Here is a 22,430-nt window from a genome sequence, read left to right on the forward strand (position 1 = left end):
GGCTCAGTCCTGCTCGAGCGAGGCCCGCAGCTGTGCGAGGGTGCGCGTGAGCAGGCGCGAGACGTGCATCTGTGACACGCCGATCTCCTCGGCGATCTGCGACTGGGTCATGTTCTTGAAGAAGCGCAGGAGCAGGATCCGCTTCTCGCGGTCACCGAGGCCCTCGAGCAGCGGCTTGATCGACTCGCGGACCTCCACGTGCTCGATGTTGGCGTCCTCCACGCCGAGGGTGGCGAGCATGGCCGGCGGACCGTCGTCGTCGTCGTCGGAGGCGTCCAGCGACAGCGTGGCGTAGGCGTGGGAGGACTCGATCCCCTCCATGATCTCCTCCACCGTGCAGCCGATGACCTCGGCCAGCTCTCGCGGGGTGGGGGAGCGGCCCAGCTTCTGCGTCAGTTCCCCGGTCGCCGCGCCGATCTGCATCCGCAGCTCCTGGAGCCGACGCGGCACGCGGATGGCCCAGCCCTTGTCGCGGAAGTGCCGTTTGATCTCGCCGATCACCGTCGGGGTCGCGTACGTCGAGAACTCGACGCCGCGGTCGGTCTCGAAGCGGTCGATGGCCTTGATCAGCCCGATCGTGCCGACCTGCACGAGGTCCTCGAACGGCTCGCCGCGGTTGCGGAAGCGCCGCGCGCAGTGCTCGACGAGCGACAGGTGCAGGTGGACCAGGTCGTCGCGCGCCCTCGCCTGCTCCACCACGCCGCTGTCGCCGCGCAGGACCTCGAACAGCTCGGCGCTGCGCGTGCGGACCTGCTCCAGGCCGACGTGCCCGACGTCCTCGTCGAGCTCGCGGTGCAGCGCGGCCTCCGCCGCCAGGTGGTCCCCCGTGTCCCCCGTGACGTCGCTCATGTCAGAGCTCGGCACCTGTCATCCCCGCAGCCACCGTCGACGTCACCGTGAAGCGGACGCGGAAGCGGCCGCCCTCGGATCCTGCCGACGCGTCCTGCGCCATCGTGTCGAGCACCTGCCAGGCGAAGCTCTCCGGATCGAGTGGTGGGTCGTCCACGGCCTCGGCGTCCAGCTCGATGGTCATCGACCCCCGACCGAACCAGAAGCACGCCACCAGGTCCGTCCCGGGGTCCGCCTCACCGATGGCTAGCGCGCTCGCCTCCCCGATGGCGATCCGCAGGTCCTCGATGTCGTCGATCGTGAAGTCGAGCCGTGCCGCCAGGCCCGCGGCGGTCGTGCGCACGATCGTCGCGTAGGCACCCTCGGCGGGGAGCCGGAGCTCGACGTCGGCGCGGGCGCCCCCCGTGTTGTCTGCCATCTGCGTCCTGTCCCGTCGTCGAGGCTGGTGTGCTCGCCACACCCTAGGACATGCGACACCGGGCCCGGCGGCCACGAGTGTGGCGGCCGGGCCCGGTGTGGAGGGACCGAGGAGCGCAGCGGCGAGCCGATCGGAAGAAGGCCTGAACGGTGCCTTCCGCGCTCCGACCGGAGGCCTGCGGAAGGTCCGCGAGTTGGGGCGGGCAAGGGCCGACCATGACGCTGCCGCGCCGCTTCCCGCGCGGGTCCGCTGGCCTCGTGGGGACCTCGTGCGAACCGGGCCGGCCGTAGGGCTGTCGGCGACGCTCCTCAGGTGGATCGCACGCCTGGGCCGCCGTGGACGACGCACGTGGGTGCGGTCAGTGCGCGGGTTCCCACGCACGCACGTAGTCGACGCGCATCGCCCCAGCAGGACCGGTGACCGTGGTGCCCTGACCTGATCCGACGTTCAGGATCAGCTCGATCGGAGCTCCGCTGTCGTCCGTCGAGTACGACTTGACCAACCGGCCGTCCCAGTAGACGTCGACGCTCGCGGGCTTCCGGTGCAGCGTGTAGGTGTGGAACGCGTCGCCCCAGTAGCCCGGCACCGAGCCCTGGTTGTGTGCGCCCGACCTGCTGTGGTAGTTGACGGTCAGTGCACCGCTGCTGAGGATCTCGGCGATGTCGTGCTCACCATTGACCGGCTGACCGGAAACACCGTCGTAGGTGTCGTTGGCCCACCATGCGGACCAGTTGTACAGCGACGACCCGTTGCCAGGGAACCAGATGCGAGCCTCCGCCACGCCACCCACGGGCAAGCCGTAGCGGTTCGGGTCGCCCCGGTAGCCGCCGCCCGTGTGGATCAGGGCGCCCCGGGTGGAGGACGACAGCTGCAGACGCGCCTCACCGTTGGCGACGGTGACGTTGTCGGCGTAGGTGCCCACGTTGTTCATGGATCCGCCCTCGTCGAACCAGTTCGGCTTCCACTTGCTCGTGTCGAGGCTGGTGCCGTTGAACTCGTCCTGGAACGTGGTGCTCCACCCACCCGCCACACCGGTCGGCTGAACACCGGCCGAGGTGGGCGTCTGGGTCGGGCTGGGTGTCGTGGCGGAGGAGCGGCGCACCGACAGGCTGGGCCGGTAGGCGACGGTGCGCGCCTCACTGGACGCGAACGACACGGGCGACTGCGCCGAGGTCGCCACCCGGACAGACAACACCCGCCCGGGCGCGATGCGGGACGCGTCGAGCTCGATGACCTCGGTCACGCCGGACTGCACCGCGGCCGACGCTCCCAGCAGTGTCCGCCCAGTGGGCTTGCTGCCCCAGGTGAGCGTCTCCTCGGACCATCGGCGGCTCGTGCGATGGACACGGACGCCCTGCTTGGACGAGGTCAGCGGCCGCAGCCGCAACGCCACCCGGCTGAGCTCCTGACCGGCAGGCACCGTCGGGACGGTGAACTTCAAGAAGGCCTGCTTGCGGCGCCCGGCGGTTCCGTCGACCTTGAGAGTGACCGCATCGGCATGACGGACGCTCTGCGAGCGGACGTTGACGTACGCGTCGGCGACAGCAGTGGTCCGGGACGGAGCCGCGTGTGCAGGGTGGGGGATCGCGAGGCCGGTGACGCCGAGGACCACCGCCAGCGCTGGGACGAACTTCTTCATGATGGCCACCATCCGAACGCGTGTCCGTGAGGTCAACTTGAGGGAGCCTCGTGCTGCCCGGGCCCCGCCTGTGGGGCGAGCAACGTCACAGGTTGATCCGGCGAGCGGCGGTTCAAGCGTGTGGCCGCCGTGTGCTGCGCAACGCCCACTCCTCCCCGTATGACGAGGACCGGACCCAGAACGTGCTCGACGCCGCACTCAGTCCACGTGCGAGCTCGTGGCGGACTGAGGCGGCGTCGGATCAGCGCTGGTGCGGGTCAAGGCCTTCCAGGCGTTCAGGCCTTCTTCGTCTCCCAGAAGATCTCGGCGATCTCGTCGATCTTGGCGAGGAGCTTGTCGGCCACCTCGGCGTCGAGCTCGCCCTTGGTGCCGGACGCGCCGGCGAGCTTGGTGGCCTCGTTGACCAGGGTGTGGAGCTGGGGGTACTTCTCGAAGTGCGGGGGCTTGAAGTAGTCGGTCCACAGCACCCACAGGTGGTGCTTGACGAGCTCGGAGCGCTGCTCCTTGATGAGGATCGCGCGGGTGCGGAAGTCCGGGTCGTCGTTGTCGGCGACCTTGGCGATGATCGCCTTGATGGACTCGGCCTCGATGCGCGCCTGGGCGGGGTCGTAGACGCCGCAGGGAAGGTCGCAGTGGGCGGAGACCTCGACGGTCGGGGCAAGCAGGTGGCGAAGCATCGGATTCCTCTCGATCGGGAAGATGTGCAGCAGCTGCGACACTACTCCGCGTGCGACGGCGTCGGGAGCGGGGTCTCGTCCCCGGGGACGAGGGTCCCGGGGCGCCCTTCGGCACCGCGCGGGTGCGGGGCCGATCGATGCTGCCGACCCTGTCGGAGGGCGACCTGCTGCTGGTGCGCCACGGTGCCCGGGTGCGGCCCGGGGACCTCGTGGTCGCCCGGTTCGCCGACGGGACGCTGACGGTCAAGCGCGCCGTCGAGCCACGGCGCACGGCGTCAGGCGCCCCGGGGTGGTGGCTGCTGAGCGACAACCCAGACGAGGGCGTCGACTCACGCCACCGGGGGCCCGTCGCCGAGGAGCGCGTGCTGGGCGTCGTACGCCTGCGGGTGTGGCCCTCGCCACGTGTGGGACGCAGGCTCCGGAGCCGCTGAGCTGTGCCAGTATCCCCGGCATGGCCACGCCTCACCCGCACGCGGGCGACCCCGTGTTCGACCTGCACGTCGGCGGCAAGATGGAGACCGTCTCGACGGTGGCGCTGCGCGGCCCCGACGAGCTCTCGCTGGCGTACACCCCCGGCGTGGCCCGTGTCTGCGAGGCCATCGCCGCCGACCCGTCGATGACGCAGCACTACACCTGGGTGCCCAACACGGTCGCCATCGTCACCGACGGGACCGCGGTGCTCGGTCTCGGCGACATCGGCCCCGCCGCGGCGATGCCGGTGATGGAGGGCAAGGCGGTGCTGTTCAAGCAGTTCGGCGGCGTGGACGCGGTGCCCATCTGCCTGGACACCACGGACGTCGACGAGATCATCGAGACCGTCGCCCGGCTCGCGCCGAGCTTCGGCGGGATCAACCTCGAGGACATCTCGGCGCCGCGCTGCTTCGAGATCGAGGCGCGGCTCAAGGAGCGCCTCGACATCCCCGTCTTCCACGACGACCAGCACGGCACCGCGGTCGTCGCGCTCGCCGCGCTCACCAACGCCCTCCGGCTGACCGGTCGCGACCCCGCGACCGCGCGCGTGGTGGTGCAGGGCGCGGGCGCGGCCGGCGTCGCGGTCGCCCGCATCCTGCTCGAGGCCGGGGTCGCGGACGTGGTGGTGCTCGACCGGCAGGGCGTGCTCCACTCCGGGCGGTCCGACCTGACCGCGGTGAAGGCCGCGCTCGCCCGCGACACCGCCGACCGGTTCGGTCGCAGCGGCAGCCTCGCGGACGTGATGGCGGGAGCCGACGTCTACATCGGCGTCTCGGGTGGCCAGGTGCCGGAGCACATCGTGTCCTCGATGGCCGACGACGCGATCATCTTCGGCCTGGCGAACCCCACGCCCGAGGTGCATCCGGACCTGGCGCACAGGTACGCCCGCGTGGTGGCCACCGGCCGGTCCGACTTCCCCAACCAGATCAACAACGTGCTGGCCTTCCCCGGCATCTTCCGGGGCGCCTTCGACGTCCACGCCACGGCGATCACCGAGGGGATGAAGGTCGCCGCTGCCACCGCGCTCGCCGAGCTCGTCGGCGACGACGTGCGCGAGGACCTGGTGATCCCGTCGCCGTTCGACCCACGGGTGCCCGGCGCCGTGCGGTCGGCCGTCGCGGCGGCGGCCCGGCGCGACGGGGTCGCGCGCCGCTGACGCCTGTCGCGGCCGGGGGGCTCAGAAGCCGATCGAGGGCTCGGGTGCGACCAGCGTGCGCATCGCCCGCGCGAGCTCGCCGTACGCGCCGGGCCGGTGCTCGCGCACCAGGCCCGCGCGGAGCCCCGCCGCGATCGAGTGACCGAGGAAGCCGGCGCCCAGGACGTCGATGGCGAGCGTGAGGTCGGCGGGGGAGTCGGTGCGGCCGGCGTCCCCGGCGCCGCCGGAGCAGCGCAGGCGCCAACGCCCGGCGTTCCACGGCGCGTGGCGGTCCTCCACCTCGACGACGACGTCGCAGTCCCCCTCGTAGGCGCGCAGTGCCCACGCCGCGGGGAGGTCGACCAGGCGCACCCACGTGCTGTCCCACGTCTGGAGGTCGCCGGTGCCACGCGGCCCCCCGAGCCAGCCGAGCAGCGGGTCGTCGAGCCCGACGTTCTCCAGCCTGGTCGTGCCCATCAGGTCGAGGTCGACGACCCGTCGGGCGAGCGCCAGCCGCGCCGCGGGGCCACCGCAGAAGATGCCGGCGGTGGCCGTGCCGGACGGCCGCGCGTTCGTCCACCGGTGCTCGCGGCGCAGCCCGACGTAGCCGACGTCCGTCCCGTCGCGGCGGGCGAACACCACGCGGCGGCGCTCCTTGCCGCGCAGCTGCTCCGGCGACTCGTACGTCATCAGCGTGAAGAAGTCGGCCGACCCGACGACCGCACCGGGGACGTCCGGCGCGGCGGCGAGCTGGCAGGCCCGCATGCGCTCGGCGACCCCGGGGTCGGACATGGTCTGCAGGGTGGTCGTGATCGCGGCCGCCTCGTGCTCGAGGTGCGGCGCCGTGAAGGTCGTCCCGCGACCGACGTCGACCTGGTGGGTGAGCACGGCGAGTCCGTAGCCGAACCGACCGTAGATGGCGGCCTCGCTGGCGTGGAGCGCGGAGACGGCCGTGCCCGCCTCGCGCGTCCGCGCGAGGTGGTCGGTCATCATCGCCGAGAGCACGCCCCGCCGGCGGCAGTCGGGGTGCACGCCGACCCAGGTGAGGCCGGCGATCGGCACCAGGGCGCCGCCGGGCAGCGACATCTGCATCGGCCGGACCCCGTAGATGCCGCTGTGCGTGTCGCGCGGGCCGCCGGGGAGGTCGACGACGAACCGCTGGTCCTCGGGGATGCCGAGGCGCAGGTGGTCGGCGTCGGAGGGGGAGACCTCGCTGAACCAGACGAGCTGGTCGGTGGCGAGGTAGCGGTCGGCGTCCTGCGAGGGACGTACGTCGATGCTCACGCCGCCAGCCAATCGTCCGGCCCCGGGACCCGCAAGCGGATAACGAGCGCCACTCGCTAGGGTCTGAGGATGTTCGCCGTCTACGCCGAGTCCTTCTCGTCCGACGACCCGCTGAGCGGCCTGGTGGTGGGGGAGCGGCCGGCCCCGGAGGCGCCGGACGGCTGGGCCACCGTGACCGTGAGGGCGGCGAGCCTCAACCACCACGACCTGTGGTCGCTGCGCGGGGTCGGGCTGCGCCAGGAGTCGCTGCCGATGATCCTCGGCTGCGACGCCGCCGGGCTCGACGAGGACGGCAACGAGGTCGTCGTCCACGGGGTCATCGGCGACCCGGCATGGACGGGCGCAGAGGCCGACGACCCCGGCCGCTCGCTGCTGTCCGAGCGGCATCAGGGCACCTTCGCCGACCAGGTCGTCGTACCCCGCCGCAACCTGGTGCCCAAGCCCGCCTCGCTCTCCTTCGAGGAGGCGGCCTGCCTCCCGACCGCGTGGCTGACGGCCTACCGCATGCTGTTCGTGCAGGGCGACTGCAAGCCCGGGGAGACCGTGCTGGTCCAGGGCGCCGGCGGCGGCGTCGCGACCGCGCTGATCATCCTCGGCCGCGCCGCCGGCCTGCGCATCCTCGCCACCAGTCGCGACGAGCAGAAGCGCCGACGCGCGCTGGAGCTGGGCGCCCACGAGGTGTTCGAGTCCGGCACGCGCCTGCCGGTCAGGGTCGACGCCGTCATGGAGACCGTCGGCAGGGCCACGTGGAGCCACTCGGTCCGCTCGCTGCGCCCGGGCGGCCGCATCGTCATCAGCGGCACGACCTCGGGCCCCGACGTCGCGGACGCCGGGCTCACCCGCATCTTCTTCACCCAGCTGTCGGTGATCGGCTCGACGATGGGCACCCGCGGGGAGCTCGACCGCCTCGTCAGGTTCCTCGACGCCACCGGGACCCGCCCGTTGGTCGACCGCGCGCTCCCGATGGACCAGGCGCGCGACGGCTTCGCGGCGATGGCCCAGGGCGACGTCTTCGGCAAGATCGTGTTCACCCGGTGAGCGCGCGGCGTCACGTCCTCACCGGTGCCGGCTCCGGCATCGGCCTCGCGCTGGCGCACCGGCTCGCGGACCGCGGCGACGAGCTGGTCCTCCTCGCCCGCAGCGACGCCCGCGCGCGCGAGCTCGCCGCGTCGTTCCCGCAGGCACAGCTGCTGGTCGCCGACCTCGCCGACCCGGGCACGCTGAACGGCATCGGGCGCCAGGTCGACGGTGCGGTCGACACGCTGCTCCACGTGGCCGGTGTGGTGGACCTCGGACCCGTCGAGCGCCTTCGCCTGGCGGCCTGGGAGGAGCAGGTGACGGTCAACCTCACCGCCCCGGCGGTGCTCACGCGCGAGTTCCTGCCGCACGTGCGTCGCAGCCGCGGCAGCATCGTCTTCGTCAACTCCTCGGCGGGGCTCACCGCGAGCGCCGGCTGGTCGGCGTACGCCGCCTCGAAGTTCGGCCTGCGTGCCCTGGCCGACGCGCTGCGCGCCGAGGAGGTCGACAACGGGGTGCGGGTCAGCACCGTGTACCCGAGCAGGACCGCCACGCCCATGCAGGAGAAGGTGCACGAGCAGGAGGGTCGCACGTACGACTCCTCGCGCTGGATCAGCGCCGACACGGTCGTCGACACCATCCTCCACGTCATCGACCTGCCGGCGGACGCGACGATCCCGGACGTGACGGTCCGTCCGGTGGTGCCCCGCGCCACCTAGGACGCTCCGCCGACCTCCAGCGCGAAGTCCGTCAGGCGCACGGACAGCCACGGCCGGTGCCCCGCGAGCCAGCCGAGCGGCCCGTCGCCGGCGAAGTGCCACCGGCCCCGGCACGGGAGCGCGCGGGCGGAGCCCGAGAGCCGTGCGCTGCGCGGACCGTCGAGCCCCGGCTCGCCGACGAGCCCCGGCTGCCACACGGTGCCGCGGAACGGGAGCCGCGGCGCGAACCGGGAGGCGTCCTCGAACCGTGCCTGCAGCACGGGCGCGCCCTGGTGCGTGACCCGCCAGGCGGCCCGGTCGACGAGGCGCGAGCGCCGCACCCCCGCGTCGAACGCGGCGAGCTCCTTCGGGATCGCCCACAGCTCCCGGCCGCCCAGCATCGAGGCAGCCGAGTCGACCCAGATCTGGTCGACCGTCACGCCGCGCACCGGACGCGCCACCGGACGGGAAACCAGCAGCTCGTCGTAGGTCAGCACCCCCGGCGCCTCGTAGCGCACCAGCGCCACCGCGCACACGCCGGGCGGGCGCCCCGGCGCACCGCCTCTACCGACCCCGAACAGCGACAGCCAGAGCTGGCCGTGCAGCCGCCACGGCGCCGGGGGGTACATCAGTCCTCGGGATCGTCGAGCCGCGCCAGCCAGGTGGCCAGGCGCTCGATGGGCACCTCGAAGTCCGGGTGGGAGTCGACGAACGCCTGGAGCTGCTCGGCGAGCCACGCCAGGGTGACCTCCTCGTCACCCCGGCGCTTCTCGAGCTCCTCGATGCCTCGATCGGTGAAGTACACCCGCGGACCTCAGTAGTCGGTGCTGTGACCGCGCGGAGCCTCGAAGGCCGCGTCGAGCAGCGTCTTCTGCTCCTCCACGTGGCGCTTCACCGTGCCGACCGACGGCGACGCCGACGCGGGGCGGGTGATCGGCTCGACCGTGAGGTCGAGGTGCGGCCAGACGTTGAGCTGGTAGTGCGGCCACGGGCCCATGTTGCGCGGCTCGTCCTGCACCCAGCGGATCGCCTTGAGGTGCGGGTACCTGGCGATCTCGGCCCTGATCTCCTCGACCGGGTTCGGGTACAGCCGCTCGATGCGGCCGATCGCGAACGTGTCGCCGTTGTCGCGCTTGCCCCGCTCCACCATGAGGTCCCACGTGACCCGGCCCGAGCACATGATGAGGGTCTCGACCTTGTCCGGGTCGGCGCTCGCGTCGCCGATGAACGGCCGGAAGGTGGTGTCCCCGACGAAGTCGGCCGGCTGCGAGGCGGCCTCCTTGCGCTTGAGCATCGACTTCGGCGTGAAGACGATGAGCGGACGGTGCTCCTCGCCCAGCGCGTGGCGACGCAGCAGGTGGAAGTACGACGCGGGCGTCGACGGCTGCGCGACGACCATGGCGTCCTCGGCGCTCATCGTCAGGAAGCGCTCGATGCGCGCCGACGAGTGGTCGGGGCCCTGTCCCTCGTAGCCGTGGGGGAGCAGCAGCACCACCCCGGACTGCTGGCGCCACTTGGTCTCACCGGCGGAGATGAACTCGTCGATGACGATCTGCGCCCCGTTGACGAAGTCGCCGAACTGCGCCTCCCACAGCACCAGCGCCTCGGGCCGCGCGACGGAGTAGCCGTACTCGAACCCGAGGGCGGCGTACTCCGAGAGCAGCGAGTCGTAGGCGTGGAACTTGGCCTGGTCCTCGGTGAGGTTGGTCAGCGGCGTCCACTCGTCGGCGTTGGTGCGGTCGATGATGGTGGCGAAGCGCTGCACGAACGTGCCACGACGCGAGTCCTGGCCGGCCAGCCGCACCGGGCGCCCGTCCATGAGGAGCGAGCCGAAGGCGAGGATCTCGCCGGTGCCCCAGTCGATGGGGCCCTCGGTGATCGCCGCCGCCCGGCGCTGCAGCTGCGGCATCACCTTCGGGTGGACCGTGAAGCCCTCCGGCGGCGTGACGTAGCTGTCGGCGATCCGCTTGAGGACCTCCGGGCTGACCGCGGTCGAGAAGTCGCCCGCCGGCTTGTCCGGGTAGTCCGGCACGGTGGTCCACTCGGTGAGCGCCTCCGAGCTGGCCTCGCGCACCTCGGTGAAGACCCGCTCCAGCTGCTGCTGGTAGTCCTTGAGGACCTGCTCGGCCTCCTCGATCGTGATGTCGCCGCGACCGATGAGGGACTCGGTGTAGAGCTTGCGGACCGAGCGCTTCTGCTCGATGAGGTCGTACATCAGCGGCTGGGTGTACGACGGGTCGTCGCCCTCGTTGTGCCCGCGGCGGCGGTAGCACACGAGGTCGATGACGACGTCCTTGTTGAAGGCCTGGCGGTAGTCGAACGCCAGCCGGGCCACCCGGATGCAGGCCTCGGGGTCGTCGCCGTTGACGTGGAAGATCGGCGCCTGCACCATCCGCGCCACGTCGGTGGCGTAGAGGGAGGAGCGCGACGAGCCGGGAGCGGTGGTGAAGCCGACCTGGTTGTTGATGACCAGGTGCACCGTGCCGCCCGTGCGGTAGCCGCGCAGCTGCGAGAGGTTGAGCGTCTCGGCCACCACGCCCTGCCCGGCGAACGCGGCGTCGCCGTGCACGAGCAGGGGCAGCACCGGGAACTTCTCGCCCTGGTCGAGGATGTCCTGCTTGGCGCGCGCGATGCCCTCCAGGACCGGGTTGACCGCCTCGAGGTGGGAGGGGTTGGCCGCCACGGACACCTTGATCCTGTCGCCGGACCCGGCGACGAACTCGCCCTCGGCGCCGAGGTGGTACTTCACGTCGCCGGAGCCCTGGACCGTTCGGGGGTCGATGTTGCCCTCGAACTCGCGGAAGATCTGGCTGTACTTCTTGCCGACGATGTTGGCCAGCACGTTGAGGCGGCCGCGGTGCGCCATGCCGATGGCGACCTCGTCGAGGCCGGTCTCGGCGGCCGCCTCGCAGATCTCGTCGATGAGCGGGATCGTCGTCTCGCCACCCTCGAGGCTGAAGCGCTTCTGGCCGACGAACTTGGTCTGCAGGAACGTCTCGAACGCCTCGGCCTGGTTGAGCTTGAGCAGGATGCGCAGCTGCTCCTCTCGGGGCGGCTTCACGTGCGGCTGCTCCACGCGCTCCTGGATCCACTTGCGCTGCTCGGGGTCCATGATGTGCATGTACTCGATGCCGGTCGTGCGGCAGTAGGAGTCGCGCAGGATGCCCAGGATGTTGCGCAGCTTCATGAAGCGCCGGCCCTCGCCGCCGAAGGACCCGGTCGCGAACTCGCGGTCGAGGTCCCACAGGGTGAGGCCGTGCGACTCCACCTCCAGGTCGGGGTGGCTGCGCTGGCGGTACTCCAGCGGGTCGGTGTCGGCCATGAGGTGGCCGCGGACCCGGTAGGCGTGGATGAGCTCGAGGATGCGGGCCTGCTTGACGATGTCGTCGTCGTGGTTGGCCACCACGTCGCGTGCCCAGCGGATCGGCTCGTAGGGGATGCGCAGCGAGCGGAAGATCTCGTCGTAGAAGTCGTCCTCGCCGAGCAGCAGGCCGTGCACGCGCTTGAGGAACTCGCCCGACTGCGCGCCCTGGATGACGCGGTGGTCGTAGGTCGAGGTGAGCGTCATCGCCTTGCTGATGGCGTTGCGGTTGATCGCCTCCTCGGAGGCGCCCTGCCACTCCGGCGGGTACTCCATGGCGCCGACGCCGATGATCGCGCCCTGGCCGGCCATCAGGCGCGGCACCGAGTGCACCGTGCCGATGCCGCCGGGGTTGGTCAGCGAGATCGTGGTGCCCTGGAAGTCGGCGACGGTCAGCTTGCCGTCGCGCGCCTTGCGCACCATCTCCTCGTACGCGGTCCAGAAGGCAGCGAAGTCCATGGCCTCGGCGCCCTTGATGCTCGGGACGAGCAGCTGCCGGGTCCCGTCGGACTTCTGCATGTCGATCGCGAGGCCGAGGTTGATGTGGGCCGGCGTGATCAGGTTGGGCTTGCCGTCGACCACCTCGTAGCCGACGTTCATCTCCGGCATCGCGCGCAGCGCCTTCACGAGGGCGTAGCCGATGATGTGGGTGAAGGAGACCTTGCCGCCGCGGGCGCGGGCGAGGTGGTTGTTGATGACGGTGCGGTTGTCCCACAGGAGCTTGACGGGGACCGAGCGGACCGACGTGGCGGTGGGGACGCTGAGGGAGGCGTCCATGTTGGCGGCCGTGCGGGCGGGCGCGCCGCGCAGCACCGTGTACGTGGGCTCGTCGCCCGCGTCGGTCGGGGCGGCCGGCTTGGGGTCCTTCGCGACCGGGCTGCTCGTGCCCTTGGCGGGCTCCTCGGCGGCGGCGGCCGGACGCTGCGTGGACCTGGGCGCGGGGGACTCCGTCCTCGGCGCCTCCTGCTGGGCCGCCGACGAGCTCTGGGTCGACGTGCGGGGCGTCGGGGACGCAGCCTGCTGGGGCGCCTTCTGGGGCGCCTTCTCGGCCGCCTGGGTGGGGGCCTTGGCAGGGGCCTTCGCGGGCGCCGAGGCCGGGGCGGCAGCCGCGGCAGGCTTCGCAGGCTGGGCCTGGGCCGCCGGCGCGGCGGAGGCCGCCGAGCTGCCGTTGCCGAAGTACGCCGCCCACTCCGGACCCACGCTGGCGGGATCCTTGTCGTACTGCTCCTTCATCTCCTCCACGAGCCACTCGTTGGCTCCGAGGTCGGATGACGGTGCAACCGAGGACTGGTTGCCGGACTGCCCGTTCGGGGACTGCGCCACGCTTGTTTCGCCTCTTCCAGGATTCTTCGCGCGAGGAAATGACCAAGTCGCCGACAAGGCTAGTCGCACACGCACGCAAATGCAGGGGCGGGCCTTTCGTTTGATGCATGGTGTGGGCCACAGCCCCGACACCACTGCCTGGAGAGCTCATGCCACGCCCCTCATCGGGCCGCACCCGGGGTGCCCGTCGCCTCGCGGGAGTCGTCCTCGTCGCCCTGCTCCCGCTGTCCGCGGGCTGCCGGTCCACCGGCGATCCGTCGGCCGCGCCGGAGCGTCCCGGCGGCGACGCGCAGGTGGAGCTGGCCTCGCACCCGGTGCCGACGAGGACCGGGATCCACCGCGTGCACGGACGGCTCCCGGTCGCGCGGCGCAAGGCAGTGCGCCGGCAGGTCGGCGAGGTCGTCGACCGCTGGTGGGAGGCCGCCTACCTCGGGGGCACCTATCCGCGCAGCAGCTTCCCGTCGGCGTTCCCGGGCTTCACCGGGGCTGCCGAGGAGCGCGCGCGCAGCGACAAGGCGCTGCTCACGAACCAGACCACCGGCCGGCGGATCGAGTCGGTCACGCCCCGGCGGCGCGCGGTCACCCTCGACATCCTGGCCACCCGCGGGCAGGCCCGGGCCGTGACGGCCCACTTCGTCCTGCGGTTCGACACCACCGGACCGAGGACCGCGACCACGACCGTCCGCGGCCGGCTGTTCCTCACGCGCAGGAGCGGGACGTGGCGCATCTTCGGCTACGACGTCGCGAGGGGAGCCCGCCGATGACCACCCGCCGGACCGACCTCGTGGGGCACCTGCGGCGTGCGCGCCGCACCACCCGGACCGCCGTGCTGGCCGCCGTGCTCGCCGCCACCGGCCTCGCGATCCCGCCCTCCGCCGTGCAGCCGACCGACGTGAGCCTGGTCAAGATCCGCCACGCGCAGGGTGTCGCAACCGGTGGGGACGACGTCGTGTGGATCCTCGCGGTCGGCTCCGACGCCCGGCCGGGACAGGAGATGACCCGCGCGCGCGGCGACGCGCTGCAGATGGTCGGCATCAACACCCGCACCGGCTCGGCCACCGCGATCGGGGTGCCCCGCGACTCCTGGGTCGCCATACCGGGGCACGGTCGGGAGAAGATCAACTCCGCCCTCTACGTCGCCGGCCCGCGCGGCATGGCCGGAGCGATGAGCGACCTGGTGGGGATCGAGCCCGACTACGTCGTCGTGACCCGGTTCCCGTTCTTCGAGGACATGGTCGACGACATCGGGGGCATCACCGTGAGCAACCCGCGCCGGTTCTCCGACCCGTACCTGAAGAAGGAAGGGTTCGCGAAGGGCCGGGTCCACCTCGACGGCTACAACGCGATGGCGTTCTCCCGGATCCGCAAGGGCCTCGCGGGTGGCGACTTCGACCGCTCGGCCAACCAGCAGCGCACGCTGCGCGGCATCCATGCGCGCATCCGCAGCCAGGCGGACGAGCCCGGCTTCATCGAGCGCGGCGTGATGACGGTGCTGGCGCACACCGACACCAACGCCTCGCCCGCCGAGCTCTTCGAGATCGCGCAGGCCGTCGCGCAGGTGGACCCGCGCAGGATCACCACCTGCGTGATCGGTGGTCGGATCGGCTTCGTGGGCGCGGCGAGCGTGGTGTTCCCCGACGTGGCGCAGGCGCGGCGCCTGGGGCGCGAGGCCCGCCAGGACGCCGCCCTGCGTCACTGCTGAGCGGGGTCGCGCAGCGACCCCGCCCGGTGCTCAGTGGGGGTAGATCCGGCCCGCCGTGCGGGCGAGGTCGATCACGACCGCCTCGGAGTAGAGCTTGATCCGCAGCGCGATGACCTGCGACCCGCGCGACCCGGTGTCGACGAGCTGCCGCTGGATCTCGCCGGCGCCGTTGGGCAGCTCGACGACGCCGCCGGGGGCGGGCACCTCGAGCGGCTGACCGCCGACGGTGATCGACCCGATGGCTGTCGAGACCTTGGAGCCCACCCGCTTGCCGGTCTTCTGGCGCATCGCGGCCCGCGAGCTGACGTCGGTGATGACGAGCTGCGCGGTCGGGATCGAGACCGACCTGATGGCGGTGCGGGACCAGCCCTTGGCCACCTTCTTGGCGCGGTACTGGTCGCCGTTGACCTGGTAGGTGATGCCGTCGAGCAGGACGGGCACCGGGACCAGCTGGCTGGCGTGGGGGACCTGGTAGGTCTGCGTGCGTCCGCGCGAGCCCTGGCACGGCAGCGCCTTGTGCTGCACGTTGCCGAACTTCAGCGCTCCCCGGAGCGCCTGGTAGTCCATGGCCGTGCCGCCCGAGCGGAAGACGCCGACCGGGGCGGGACCGCCCATGCGCACCCGCGCCGTGCCCAGCTCGACGAGCTGGCGACGACCGCCGGCGGTGACCTCGATGCGCAGCGCGGAGGCCTGGGACTGGGCGTTGTGGCTGTTGGCCCGGCCGGTCTTGTAGCCCAGCGCAATCGACCCGAGACCGGGGATGACGATCGGCTTGGTGACGTCGCTGAGGACCTGGAAGACCTGCTGGGCGGCCTGCTGCGTGCCGGTGAAGACGGTGTCGGTCACCTGCTCGAGCGGCGCGAGGAGCTGCTGCAGCTCGGGCGGCAGCTGCTGCACGACCGTGTTCTCCAGCAGCTCGAGGGAGATGCTGGCGAAGGTGAAGCTCTCGGCGTGGCCGTAGCCCCGCGGGGTGTTGAACGCGTGAGCGGTGGTCTGAAGGCCCTTGATGACCAGCCGCGGCGTCGTCAGGGGACCGACGGTCCCGCCGATCGAGATGTCGCCGATCGTGTTGGTGCCGCGGACGCCGTGCGTGCTGCCGTCGACGTAGGTCTCGGTGCGGCTCGTGCTCGCCGAGACGTGGATCAGCGGGTTGTCCGGGACCGACACAGCGCTCCGCTGCTCGGTGACCTTGCCCACGGAGCGCGTGCACAGCTGCTGTGCGTGCGCGTCCTTGAGGTTGAGCGCCTCGACGCTGTCGGTCACCAGCTTCACGCCGTAGACGTCGCCGCGATAGCCGAAGTCGGTCAGCGCCGACCGCGCCGCGCGGGCGTCGGTGCCGGTGCCGGCTCCGTCGGCCAGCGCCGGTGCGACTCCGGTGGCCAGCGCGAGCGAGGCGCTCACGCCGATGGCGACGGCTGCCGCCAACGGTCGGCGGATCAGGTTCTGCATGTTCCCTCCCGGGGTCCGGGGGAGTCGACACGTGGGCCGTCCCCAGTGACCGGCCAGTAACTCCCTCAGGCCGTCAACGAGGGGAGCACGGATTGGTGACGGCCGTCACCGCGGACGGGGCCGGAAATGACGAACGGACCCACGTCGAAGTGGGTCCGTCGGTCTGCGAGCGGCTGCGACAGCAGCGGGGGCGCCTCCGGCAGGATTCGAACCTGCGGCACCTGGTACCGGAAACCAGTGCTCTATCCCCTGAGCTACGGAGGCCTGCACCTCTCCCGGAGGAGCTCCGGGTTGGGTGCGCGGTGAAGACTACCGGTCGTGCGACGCGGTCGTGAAACCGCCTAGCGGAGGGCGAGGGAGCCGGAGGTCACGGCGGGGAAGGGCAGGCCCTCGTGCTCGGCGACGCGGGCGTCGAGCGCGGCGGCGACGTCCTCGGGCCACGGCGCCGTACGCCGGGTCTCCAGGTCGATGTGCAAGAAGATCTCCTCCACCACGCAGGCGACCTTCTGGTGGGTCTCGTCGAGCAGGTAGACCAGCACGTGCGCGGCGCGCTCGGAGCGGCCGAGCAGGCGCACCCGGGCGGACATCTGGTCGCCGGTGCGCAGCTCGCTGAGGTAGGTGACGTGGTGCTCGGCGGTGAAGCACGCCTGGCCGTGCGTCAGCGGCCACATCTGAGGGATCCCGACCTCGACGAGGGACTCGTCGAGGCCCTCGCTGGCGATGCCGATGTAGTGGCGGACGTTGAGGTGGCCGTTGATGTCCTCGAAGGGCATCGGCACGGGCTGCTCGACGTAGGCGGGGAGGCCGCTCAGCTGGTCGTAGGTCGGGTGCGTCGTCACAGCGCAGAACCCTAGGGCAGGACCCGGGCGCCGGCCGGGGGGCCACGGCGTGAAACCGGTTCGGTCCGAGCCGGCGGCCGCCGATAGGCTTGTCCGGTGAATCCCTCGCAGCTCTCCGAGACCATCGTCGACGCGCTGGAGGCCCTCGTGGCCGACGGTGCGATCACGCTGCCCGACGGCGTGCCGACCCAGGTCACGGTGGAGCGACCCCGGCAGAAGGGGCACGGCGACTACGCCACCAACGTCGCCCTGCAGCTGGCCAAGAAGGCCGGCACCAACCCTCGGGCCTTCGCCGACCTCGTCGCCGGCCGGCTGCGCGCCTCCGCGGGCATCGGCGACGTCGAGGTCGCGGGTCCCGGCTTCCTCAACGTCACGGTCGAGGCCGGCGCCCAGGGGCAGGTCGCGGCCGACGTCGTCGCCGCGGGGCAGACGTACGGCTCCTCCGACGCGTTCGCGGGCGAGAAGATCAACCTCGAGTTCGTCTCGGCCAACCCCACGGGCCCCCTGCACATCGGCGCGGTCCGCTGGGCCGCCGTGGGCGACGCGCTGGGCCGGGTCTTCGCCTTCTCCGGCGCCGAGGTGACCCGGGAGTACTACTTCAACGACCACGGTGCCCAGCTCGACCGGTTCAGCTCCTCCCTGCTCGCCTGGGCCAAGGGACGGCCCGTGCCCGAGGACGGCTACGGCGGGGCCTACATCGAGGAGATCGCCAAGGACGTCGTGGCCAAGCGGCCCGAGGTCCTCGAGCTGCCCGAGGACGAGGCGCAGGAGATCTTCCGCGCCGAGGGCGTCGAGCTGATGTTCGCCGAGATCAAGCAGTCGCTCCACGACTTCGGGGTGGACTTCGACGTCTACTTCCACGAGAACAACCTGCACGAGTCCGGCGCCGTCGAGCGCGCCATCGCGCGGCTCACCGAGATGGGCAACACCTACGAGGCCGACGGCGCGCTGTGGCTGAGGACCGAGAAGTACGGCGACGACAAGGACCGCGTCATCGTGCGCTCCAACGGCTCGCCCGCCTACATCTCCGGCGACCTCGCCTACTACCTGGACAAGAAGGAGCGGGGGTTCGACCGCTGCTTCATCATGCTCGGCGCCGACCACCACGGCTACGTCGGTCGGATGAACGCCATGTGTGCCGCCTTCGGCGACGAGCCGGGCAAGGACCTGGAGATCCTCATCGGTCAGATGGTCAACCTGCTGCGCGACGGCAAGCCGCTGCGCATGTCCAAGCGCGCCGGCACCACCGTGACGATCAACGACCTGGTGGACGCCATCGGCGTCGACGCGGCGCGGTACGCCCTCGCGCGCTACACCAACGACACCAACATCGACCTCGACCTCGACCTGTGGGCCCGGGCCCACAACGACAACCCGGTCTACTACGTCCAGTACGCGCACGCGCGGACCTGCCGGATGATCGAGAACGCCGCCGACCTCGGGATGTCCCTTCCCGGCGACTCGTTCGACCCGACGCTCCTGGCGCACGAGCTCGACGGCCAGCTGCTCCGGGCGCTGGCGGAGTTCCCCAGGGTGGTGAGCGCGGCCGCCGAGCTGCGCGCCCCCCACCGGGTGGCGCGCTACCTCGAGGACACCGCCTCGGTGTTCAACAAGTGGTACGACACCAGGGAGTGCCGCATGCTGCCGATGGGCGACGAGCCGGTCACGCCGACCAACGAGGCACGACTCGTCCTGGTCCACGCGACCCGCACCGTCGTCGCCAACGGGCTGCGGCTGCTCGGTGTCTCCGCCCCCGAGAGGATGTGATCGAGCGTGCCGACAGCCCATCCCTCCGGCTGGGCGCACGCGGACGGCGCCCTGCGCTCGACCCGCCCCGGCGGACCGCACTGGCTGCGCGAGCCGGCTGACCCCGACGCGCTCGTCGAGCACCTCTGGTCGCGCACGACCACCAAGACCGACGGCGTGCTCAGCGTCGGCGGGGTGCCGCTGCCCGAGCTGGTCCGCGAGCACGGCTCGCCGGCGTACGTCCTCGACGAGGACGACTTCCGGGCGCGGGCCCGCGCCTTCCGCGACGCCTTCGCGGGCTACGAGGTGTTCTACGCCGGCAAGGCGTTCATCTGCACCACCGTCGTGCGGTGGCTCGACGAGGAGGGGCTGGCCCTCGACGTGTGCTCGGGCGGCGAGCTGGCCGTCGCGGAGCGGGCCGGGTTCCCGATGGAGCGGGTCGGCTTCCACGGCAACAACAAGACCCGTGGCGAGCTCGAGCGAGCCGTCGCCCTCGGGGTCGGGCGGATCATCGTCGACTCCTTCGTGGAGATCGAGCGGCTGGCCGAGACCTGCGCCCGGCTCGGCCGGACGGTGGGGGTGATGGTGCGAGTCACCGCCGGCGTCGAGGCGCACACCCACGAGTACATCGCCACCGCGCACGAGGACCAGAAGTTCGGCTTCTCCATCGCCGGCGGCGACGCCCTCGAGGCCGTGCGCCGGGTGCACGCGGCGCCGGGCCTCCGGTTGCTCGGCCTGCACTCCCACATCGGCAGCCAGATCTTCGACACCTCGGGGTTCGAGGTCGCCGCCCGCCGGGTGCTGGCACTGCACGCGCAGGTGGGTGAGAAGCTCGGTGTCGAGATGCCGGAGATGGACCTCGGCGGCGGCTTCGGCATCGCCTACACCACGCAGGACGACCCGTCCGAGCCCGCCGAGCTGGCGGCCGGGATCACCGGCATCGTCGAGCACGAGTGCCGCGCGCTCGGCATCGCCCGGCCGAGGCTCTCGATCGAGCCGGGCCGGGCGATCGTCGGTCCGTCGATGTGCACGGTCTACGAGGTGGGCACGGTCAAGGAGGTCGCCCTCGACGGTGGCCTGCGCCGGTCGTACGTCTCGGTGGACGGCGGGATGAGCGACAACATCCGCACCGCCCTCTACGACGCCGACTACTCCGCCACGCTGGCCTCCCGGGCGTCGGGCTCCGACCCGGTGCTCGCCCGGGTGGTCGGCAAGCACTGCGAGGCCGGCGACATCGTCGTGAAGGACGAGTTCCTGCCCGGCGACGTCCGCCCCGGCGACCTCGTCGCGGTGCCCGGGACCGGGGCCTACTGCAGGTCGATGGCGTCCAACTACAACCACGCGCTGCGTCCTCCGGTGATCGGAGTTCGGGACGGGACGACGTTCACCGTCCTGCGACGGGAGACTGAGGCGGACCTGTTCGCGACCGATGTGGGTGTTTCATGAGTGAGGGTGAGGTGCGCGCCTCCCGTGGCGACGTGCTCAGGGTGGCCGTGCTCGGCTGCGGCGCGGTCGGCTCGCAGGTCGTCCGGCTGCTGAGCGAGCAGAGCGACGACCTCGCGGCCCGCGTGGGCGCCCCGGTGGAGCTCGTCGGGGTCGCCGTGCGCCGCCTCGACGCGCCGCGCGACGTCGAGGTCCCCGAGGGGCTGCTCACCACCGACGCTTCGGGCCTGGTGGCGCGCGACGACGTCGACCTGGTCGTGGAGGTGATCGGCGGGATCGAGCCCGCCCGGTCGCTCATCCTGGCCGCGCTCGACAACGGCGCGAGCGTCGTCACCGCCAACAAGGCGCTGCTCGCGGAGGACGGCCCGACGCTCTTCGAGGCCGCCGCCAAGGCCGAGCGCGACCTCTACTACGAGGCCGCCGTCGCCGGTGCCATCCCGATCCTGCGTCCGCTGCGTGAGTCGCTCGCCGGCGACAAGGTGACCCGCGTCCTCGGCATCGTCAACGGCACCACCAACTTCATCCTCGACAAGATGGACAGCTCCGGCGCGGGCTTCTCCGAGGCGCTCGAGGAGGCGCAGGAGCTCGGCTACGCCGAGGCCGACCCCACCGCCGACGTCGAGGGCTTCGACGCCGCGGCCAAGGCGGCGATCCTGGCCAGCCTCGCCTTCCACTCGCGCGTCACCGCTGCCGACGTCTACCGCGAGGGCATCTCGGAGGTCACGGCCGCCGACGTCGCCAGCGCCCGCGACATGGGCGCGGTGGTCAAGCTGCTCGCGATCTGCGAGCTGCGCGGCGACCACGTGGCGGCCCGCGTGCACCCGGCGATGATCCCGCGGACGCACCCGCTCGCCAGTGTGCGCGAGGCCTACAACGCGGTGTTCGTGGAGTCCGAGGCCGCCGGCCAGCTGATGTTCTACGGGCCGGGAGCCGGCGGCGCGCCCACCGCGAGCGCGGTGCTGGGCGACCTCGTCACGGTCGCGCGCAACCGCCTGGCCGGCACCCGCGGCGCGGGCGAGTCGGCGTACGCCGACCGGGCCGTGCAGCCGATGGGCGAGACCCGCACCCGCTACCACGTCGCGATCGACGTCGACGACCGCGCGGGCGTGCTCGCCGCCGTGGCCAACGCGTTCGCCGACCACGACGTCTCGATCCAGACCGTGCGCCAGGAGGGCCGCGGCGCCGACGCCCAGCTCGTCGTGGTCTCGCACGCCGCGCCCGACGCGGCGCTCAGCGCGACGGTCGACCAGCTGCGCAGCATGGACATCGTCCGCGAGGTCACCTCGGTGATGCGGGTCGAGGGAGGCGACGAATGAGCCACCAGTGGCGAGGCGTCATCGAGGAGTACCGCGACCTCCTCGACCTGCCCGACGGCCTGCACGCGGTGACCCTCCGCGAGGGCGGCACGCCGCTCGTCCACTCCGAGTGGCTCTCGGGCCTCACGGGTGGGCAGGTGTGGCTCAAGGTCGAGGGGGACAACCCGACGGGCTCCTTCAAGGACCGCGGCATGACGGCCGCGATCTCGCACGCCCGGCACCTCGGCGCCGAGGCGGTCGTGTGCGCCTCGACCGGCAACACGTCGGCCTCGATGGCTGCCTACGCCGCCAAGGCGGGGCTCAAGCCGCTCGTGCTCGTCCCGGAGGGCAAGATCGCCGCGGGCAAGCTCGCCCAGGCGGTCGTGCACGGCGCGCAGGTCATCATGGTGCGCGGCAACTTCGACGACTGCCTCGCCATCGCCATCGGGCTGTCGCAGAACTACCCCGTCGAGCTGGTCAACTCGGTCAACCCGGTGCGGCTACAGGGCCAGAAGACGGCGTCGTTCGAGGTCGTCGACTTCCTCGGCGACGCGCCGGACTACCACCTCCTCCCCGTCGGCAACGCGGGCAACATCTCGGCCTACTGGCTGGGCTACCAGCAGTACGCCGAGCTCGGCCGCGCGACCCGGCGTCCGGCGATGCTGGGGTTCCAGGCGGAGGGTGCCGCCCCGCTCGTGACCGGCGAGCCGTTCCCCGACCCCGAGACCAAGGCCACCGCCATTCGCGTGGGCAACCCCGCCTCGTGGCACCTCGCCGAGCAGGCCGCCAAGGAGAGCGGAGGCGGCTTCGCGGCGCTGTCCGACGAGCAGATCCTGTCCGCGCAGATCGAGCTGGCCCGCCACGACGGCGTCTTCGTCGAGCCGGCCTCGGCCGCCGGTGTCGCCGGGCTGCTGGCCGCGGTGGCGTCCGGCCGGGACTTCGCCGGCACGACGGTCGCGGTCACGGTCACCGGCCACGGCCTCAAGGACACTGCCACCGCGCTGGAGTCCTGCGGCGAGATGGTCGACACGGTCGTCGACGCCGACGTGGACACCGCGGCGGCGGCCGCCGGACTGGCCTGAGG

Annotated in this window: 20 protein-coding genes and 1 tRNA gene; 10 read left to right on the forward strand and 11 right to left on the reverse strand. The window is 72.0% G+C overall.

Annotated elements, in window-relative coordinates; genetic code table 11:
* Window positions 1-3: 3 nt before the first annotated feature.
* From J3P38_RS14215 to sodN, 4 genes are all read right to left on the reverse strand, one after another.
* Window positions 4-849 carry an RNA polymerase sigma factor SigF gene (locus J3P38_RS14215; RefSeq protein WP_210504135.1) on the reverse strand — a complete coding sequence of 282 codons (846 nt, stop codon included), beginning with the start codon at window positions 847-849 and terminating at the stop codon, window positions 4-6.
* 1 nt (window position 850) lies between these two features.
* The gene (locus J3P38_RS14220) at window positions 851-1,267 is read right to left on the reverse strand and encodes an ATP-binding protein (RefSeq protein ID WP_210440416.1); all 417 of its coding nucleotides are present in this window, start codon (window positions 1,265-1,267) and stop codon (window positions 851-853) included.
* 358 nt (window positions 1,268-1,625) lie between these two features.
* Window positions 1,626-2,906, reverse strand: coding sequence for a DNRLRE domain-containing protein (locus tag J3P38_RS14225; RefSeq protein ID WP_210504136.1), 1,281 nt, complete (start codon window positions 2,904-2,906; stop codon window positions 1,626-1,628).
* A gap of 275 nt (window positions 2,907-3,181) precedes the next feature.
* Window positions 3,182-3,583, reverse strand: a complete 402-nt coding sequence (sodN, locus tag J3P38_RS14230) for a superoxide dismutase, Ni (protein WP_210440826.1) — start codon at window positions 3,581-3,583, stop codon at window positions 3,182-3,184.
* 50 nt (window positions 3,584-3,633) lie between these two features.
* On the opposite strand from sodN, the gene J3P38_RS14235 reads away from it, so the two are divergent.
* Both J3P38_RS14235 and J3P38_RS14240 read left to right on the forward strand, forming a co-directional pair.
* Window positions 3,634-4,014: a S24/S26 family peptidase gene (locus tag J3P38_RS14235; protein ID WP_307807924.1), complete on the forward strand. Its 381-nt coding sequence runs from the start codon at window positions 3,634-3,636 to the stop codon at window positions 4,012-4,014.
* Window positions 4,015-4,034: 20 nt separating this feature from the next.
* Window positions 4,035-5,210, forward strand: a complete 1,176-nt coding sequence (locus tag J3P38_RS14240; protein WP_210504137.1) for an NAD(P)-dependent malic enzyme — start codon at window positions 4,035-4,037, stop codon at window positions 5,208-5,210.
* 21 nt (window positions 5,211-5,231) lie between these two features.
* Here J3P38_RS14240 and J3P38_RS14245 read toward each other — a convergent pair whose 3' ends face one another.
* A complete protein-coding gene (locus tag J3P38_RS14245) occupies window positions 5,232-6,473 on the reverse strand; it encodes a GNAT family N-acetyltransferase (RefSeq protein WP_210504138.1) in 1,242 nt (413 codons plus the stop codon).
* A 69-nt stretch (window positions 6,474-6,542) separates the two neighbouring features.
* On the opposite strand from J3P38_RS14245, the gene J3P38_RS14250 reads away from it, so the two are divergent.
* On the forward strand, window positions 6,543-7,511 hold the full coding sequence (locus J3P38_RS14250; RefSeq protein ID WP_210504139.1) for a zinc-binding dehydrogenase: 969 nt from the start codon (window positions 6,543-6,545) through the stop codon (window positions 7,509-7,511).
* Window positions 7,508-8,209 (forward strand): SDR family oxidoreductase, encoded by a 702-nt coding sequence (locus J3P38_RS14255; RefSeq protein WP_210504140.1) that lies wholly within the window; start codon window positions 7,508-7,510, stop codon window positions 8,207-8,209. Before J3P38_RS14250 ends, J3P38_RS14255 begins: the two co-directional genes overlap by 4 nt.
* On the opposite strand, the gene J3P38_RS14260 is transcribed toward J3P38_RS14255, so the two are convergent.
* Genes J3P38_RS14260 through J3P38_RS14270 form a run of 3 tightly spaced genes read right to left on the reverse strand, consistent with a single transcriptional unit; the run spans window position 8,206 to window position 12,872 of the window.
* Window positions 8,206-8,817: an acetoacetate decarboxylase family protein gene (locus J3P38_RS14260; RefSeq protein ID WP_210504141.1), complete on the reverse strand. Its 612-nt coding sequence runs from the start codon at window positions 8,815-8,817 to the stop codon at window positions 8,206-8,208. The two genes, J3P38_RS14255 and J3P38_RS14260, sit on opposite strands and share 4 nt — an antisense overlap.
* Entirely contained in the window at window positions 8,817-8,993 is a 177-nt protein-coding gene (locus tag J3P38_RS14265; RefSeq protein WP_210504142.1) for a DUF6104 family protein, read from the reverse strand. The genes J3P38_RS14260 and J3P38_RS14265 overlap by 1 nt, the downstream gene beginning before the upstream one ends.
* A gap of 9 nt (window positions 8,994-9,002) precedes the next feature.
* Window positions 9,003-12,872, reverse strand: coding sequence for a multifunctional oxoglutarate decarboxylase/oxoglutarate dehydrogenase thiamine pyrophosphate-binding subunit/dihydrolipoyllysine-residue succinyltransferase subunit (locus J3P38_RS14270; RefSeq protein WP_210504143.1), 3,870 nt, complete (start codon window positions 12,870-12,872; stop codon window positions 9,003-9,005).
* Window positions 12,873-13,021: 149 nt separating this feature from the next.
* On the opposite strand from J3P38_RS14270, the gene J3P38_RS14275 reads away from it, so the two are divergent.
* Both J3P38_RS14275 and J3P38_RS14280 read left to right on the forward strand, forming a co-directional pair.
* Window positions 13,022-13,636, forward strand: a complete 615-nt coding sequence (locus tag J3P38_RS14275) for a hypothetical protein (protein WP_210440425.1) — start codon at window positions 13,022-13,024, stop codon at window positions 13,634-13,636.
* On the forward strand, window positions 13,633-14,574 hold the full coding sequence (locus tag J3P38_RS14280; protein ID WP_210504144.1) for an LCP family protein: 942 nt from the start codon (window positions 13,633-13,635) through the stop codon (window positions 14,572-14,574). Before J3P38_RS14275 ends, J3P38_RS14280 begins: the two co-directional genes overlap by 4 nt.
* Window positions 14,575-14,604: 30 nt before the next feature.
* On the opposite strand, the gene J3P38_RS14285 is transcribed toward J3P38_RS14280, so the two are convergent.
* From J3P38_RS14285 to J3P38_RS14295, 3 genes are all read right to left on the reverse strand, one after another.
* The gene (locus J3P38_RS14285) at window positions 14,605-16,023 is read right to left on the reverse strand and encodes a choice-of-anchor P family protein (RefSeq protein WP_210504145.1); all 1,419 of its coding nucleotides are present in this window, start codon (window positions 16,021-16,023) and stop codon (window positions 14,605-14,607) included.
* Window positions 16,024-16,214: 191 nt separating this feature from the next.
* A tRNA-Arg gene (locus J3P38_RS14290) sits at window positions 16,215-16,287 on the reverse strand.
* A 77-nt stretch (window positions 16,288-16,364) separates the two neighbouring features.
* On the reverse strand, window positions 16,365-16,862 hold the full coding sequence (locus J3P38_RS14295; RefSeq protein ID WP_210504146.1) for a thioesterase family protein: 498 nt from the start codon (window positions 16,860-16,862) through the stop codon (window positions 16,365-16,367).
* 96 nt (window positions 16,863-16,958) lie between these two features.
* On the opposite strand from J3P38_RS14295, the gene argS reads away from it, so the two are divergent.
* The 4 genes from argS to thrC are packed head-to-tail and all read left to right on the forward strand — an operon-like array spanning window position 16,959 to window position 22,428.
* Entirely contained in the window at window positions 16,959-18,629 is a 1,671-nt protein-coding gene (argS, locus tag J3P38_RS14300; RefSeq protein WP_210504147.1) for an arginine--tRNA ligase, read from the forward strand.
* Window positions 18,630-18,635: 6 nt separating this feature from the next.
* On the forward strand, window positions 18,636-20,054 hold the full coding sequence (gene lysA, locus J3P38_RS14305) for a diaminopimelate decarboxylase (RefSeq protein WP_374222617.1): 1,419 nt from the start codon (window positions 18,636-18,638) through the stop codon (window positions 20,052-20,054).
* Complete coding sequence (locus J3P38_RS14310) at window positions 20,051-21,367, forward strand: homoserine dehydrogenase (RefSeq protein ID WP_210440430.1); 1,317 nt, start codon at window positions 20,051-20,053, stop codon at window positions 21,365-21,367. Before lysA ends, J3P38_RS14310 begins: the two co-directional genes overlap by 4 nt.
* The gene (gene thrC, locus J3P38_RS14315) at window positions 21,364-22,428 is read left to right on the forward strand and encodes a threonine synthase (RefSeq protein WP_210440431.1); all 1,065 of its coding nucleotides are present in this window, start codon (window positions 21,364-21,366) and stop codon (window positions 22,426-22,428) included. Before J3P38_RS14310 ends, thrC begins: the two co-directional genes overlap by 4 nt.
* The last annotated feature ends 2 nt before the right edge of the window (window positions 22,429-22,430 follow it).

This window comes from Nocardioides xinjiangensis, assembly GCF_017916455.1.
Classification (GTDB): Bacteria; Actinomycetota; Actinomycetes; order Propionibacteriales; family Nocardioidaceae; genus Nocardioides; species Nocardioides xinjiangensis.